Origin of the sequence: Aurantimonas sp. C2-5-R2 (genome assembly GCF_036549495.1) — a bacterium.
In the GTDB taxonomy this organism is placed as follows: Bacteria; Pseudomonadota; Alphaproteobacteria; order Rhizobiales; family Rhizobiaceae; genus Aurantimonas; species Aurantimonas coralicida_A.
Genome location: NZ_JAZHLJ010000194.1, coordinates 1 through 2,280, shown reverse-complemented (window position 1 = coordinate 2,280; position 2,280 = coordinate 1). Strand labels below are relative to the sequence as shown.

The window sequence follows — 2,280 nt, the reverse complement described above, 5'->3', positions numbered from 1 at the left end:
GAGGCGGCCCGAACCTCGGGCGCGGTGTCGGCCAATCAGATCGTGCAATGGGTGCGTGACAAGTTGCCGACTGCGGCGGCTTGAGCCTGCCATCCATCGGCGTCGCAACAGAGGCGTCGGAGCGTTGCGCAGTACCGATAAAAAACACGGGCATTCGAGGCATGGTTGGCATGGAATCAGTTGCATGAAGGAGCCCCGGGCGACGCCTATGTCGAACTGCATGTCCAGCCGCATTCGTTCTTTCGCCCCAAGGACGGTAACATTCACGTCGACGTGCCGGTCTCCTTGACGGAGGCGGCCCTGGGCGCCCGGATCGAGGTGCCGACCATCACCGGCCCGGTCAAGGTGACCGTTCCTAAGTGGTCCAATACCGGCACAACGTTGCGGCTTCGCGAGAGAGAAAACCGCAACCACAAGACCGGTCAGCGCGGGCATCAGCTGATCACCCTTAAAATCGTCCTTCCCGCGGCCGAGGAGCCAGAACTGGTCGCGTTTCTGGAGACATGGGAACCAAAGAACCGGCTGGACCCGCGCAAGAAGACGCTGACATGACGGGTATCGACGCGCTTGTCGCGGCCATCTCGGCGCTGCAGCGAAAGGATCTCGAGGCTTGGCTCCGCGATGAGATCGTCGCGGCGGAGCCGGATGCCTGGACGCTCGCCTTTTCGGACATGGAATGCGCCCGGGTCCGCTTCATCTGCACGCTGTATTACGACCTGGAGATCGACGCGGAGACCCTGCCGGTGGTGTTGACCTTGTCCGATCAGCTCTATGAGACCCGGCAACGCCTGTTGTCGCTGACCGCCGCTGTCGCGGCGCAGGACGAGCCCATCCAGAAGGCGATCATCGCGGCTCTGTCGCCGGACAACCGATCGCCTGAGACGGAGTGACGGCAAGGTGGATCTGAGGGACTGAGAGGTTCATCGTGGAGATGCCGTGTATCAAACAGAACATCAGATTTATGATCTCAGGCATTGGCCAGGCGTAGGCCGTACCATGCTATGGAAAGGCGGAAGGTGCAGCTCAATCACCCGCCATTCCTCATCAGCCAGACCGCTCGGGCGGCACCACGAAAAGGTTGGATTTCTCCCCGGCCTCTTTTCCTTAAGCGACAAGCGTCCGCTGCGTCACTGCGACGGAACCGCGTGCGTCTGCCCCGACAGCCGATCCGACAGCGCGAAGGCGACGGCCAGGAAGCACAGCAGTCCGAGCGGAACGCTACCCGTTTCCATGACAACGACATCAAGAATCCCATTATATTCGAACATTATAATAAACGGATACGTGAAAGCGATGCGCTGGACGCCCCATCGATTTGATCCGTGTCGAACCCCGCGAAAGGCGCCGCGCCTGGCGTCAGCCGTGGCCAGCGCGCCGGCTCACGGACGGTGCAAATGATCCGAACGGGAGTGGATTCGATGGATCCGCGACTGCCCATCTTTGGACACCTCTCGCGGCAGCTTGGCGCGCCGTACTCCCTCATCGAAAGGAGACCAGCATCATGAAATTCCGGGTAGCAGCCCTGGCGGTCGCTGCGATTCTCGCCGTCTTCCCTGCCTTTGCGGGAGAGATCGACAGCAGCGTCGATGCGCGCGCTCTGCCGAAGGGCAAGACAACGCCACTCGGGCTCTACCTGACGCCCGAGGACGCGCACGCGGCCCTGACCGAGGAGCCAGGCATCGTCTTCATCGACGTCCGCGACCCGCTTGAAATCAACTTTGTCGGCAATGCCGAGGGGACGGACGCCAATGTTCCGCTTGCCTTCGCCACGCACAATTTCGACCCCAAGCGCGGCGGCTATGCGATGGCGCGCAATCCGGACTTCGTCGCCGGCGTCGACGCCGTGATCGCTGCAGAGGGGCGGGACAAGGGCGATCCCGTCTTCGTGATGTGCCGCTCCGGCGGGCGATCTGCGGAGGCGGCGGCGGCACTGGCTAAAGCCGGCTACAGCAATGTCTGGAGCATCGTCGAGGGCTTCGAAGGCGATTCCGACAAGGCGACCGGCCGGCGCGACGTGAATGGCTGGCAGAACGCCGGGCTTCCCTGGTCCTACAAGCTCGATGCCGAAATTGCCTGGCGGCCGGCGGGAGAGAAATAGGGAGCCGACACATGCACAAGGCGACCATAATGGTGCGTAAGGGTAATCCGAGGGCATCGAAGACGCGCTGAGCCTGTCGGAAGACGGTGCTGAGCTATGGCTGAAAATGGGTGATGGGGCCTGAGAAGGCGGCGTATCGTGGCGGGTGCTGAAGCCTGCCAGAACCTCCCGAAGGAGCGATA

3 protein-coding genes are annotated in these 2,280 nt (G+C 62.3%); all 3 read left to right on the top strand.

Annotated elements, in window-relative coordinates; all coding sequences use genetic code 11:
• Positions 1-180: 180 nt before the first annotated feature.
• The 3 genes from VQ044_RS24830 (at position 181) to VQ044_RS24820 (ending at position 2,098) form a co-directional block, all read left to right on the top strand.
• Positions 181-552 carry a DnaJ C-terminal domain-containing protein gene (locus tag VQ044_RS24830; RefSeq protein ID WP_327650237.1) on the top strand — a complete coding sequence of 124 codons (372 nt, stop codon included), beginning with the start codon at positions 181-183 and terminating at the stop codon, positions 550-552.
• Positions 549-890 carry a hypothetical protein gene (locus VQ044_RS24825; RefSeq protein WP_327650239.1) on the top strand — a complete coding sequence of 114 codons (342 nt, stop codon included), beginning with the start codon at positions 549-551 and terminating at the stop codon, positions 888-890. The genes VQ044_RS24830 and VQ044_RS24825 overlap by 4 nt, the downstream gene beginning before the upstream one ends.
• A 611-nt stretch (positions 891-1,501) precedes the next feature.
• Positions 1,502-2,098: a rhodanese-like domain-containing protein gene (locus tag VQ044_RS24820; protein ID WP_327650241.1), complete on the top strand. Its 597-nt coding sequence runs from the start codon at positions 1,502-1,504 to the stop codon at positions 2,096-2,098.
• Positions 2,099-2,280: the final 182 nt, after the last annotated feature.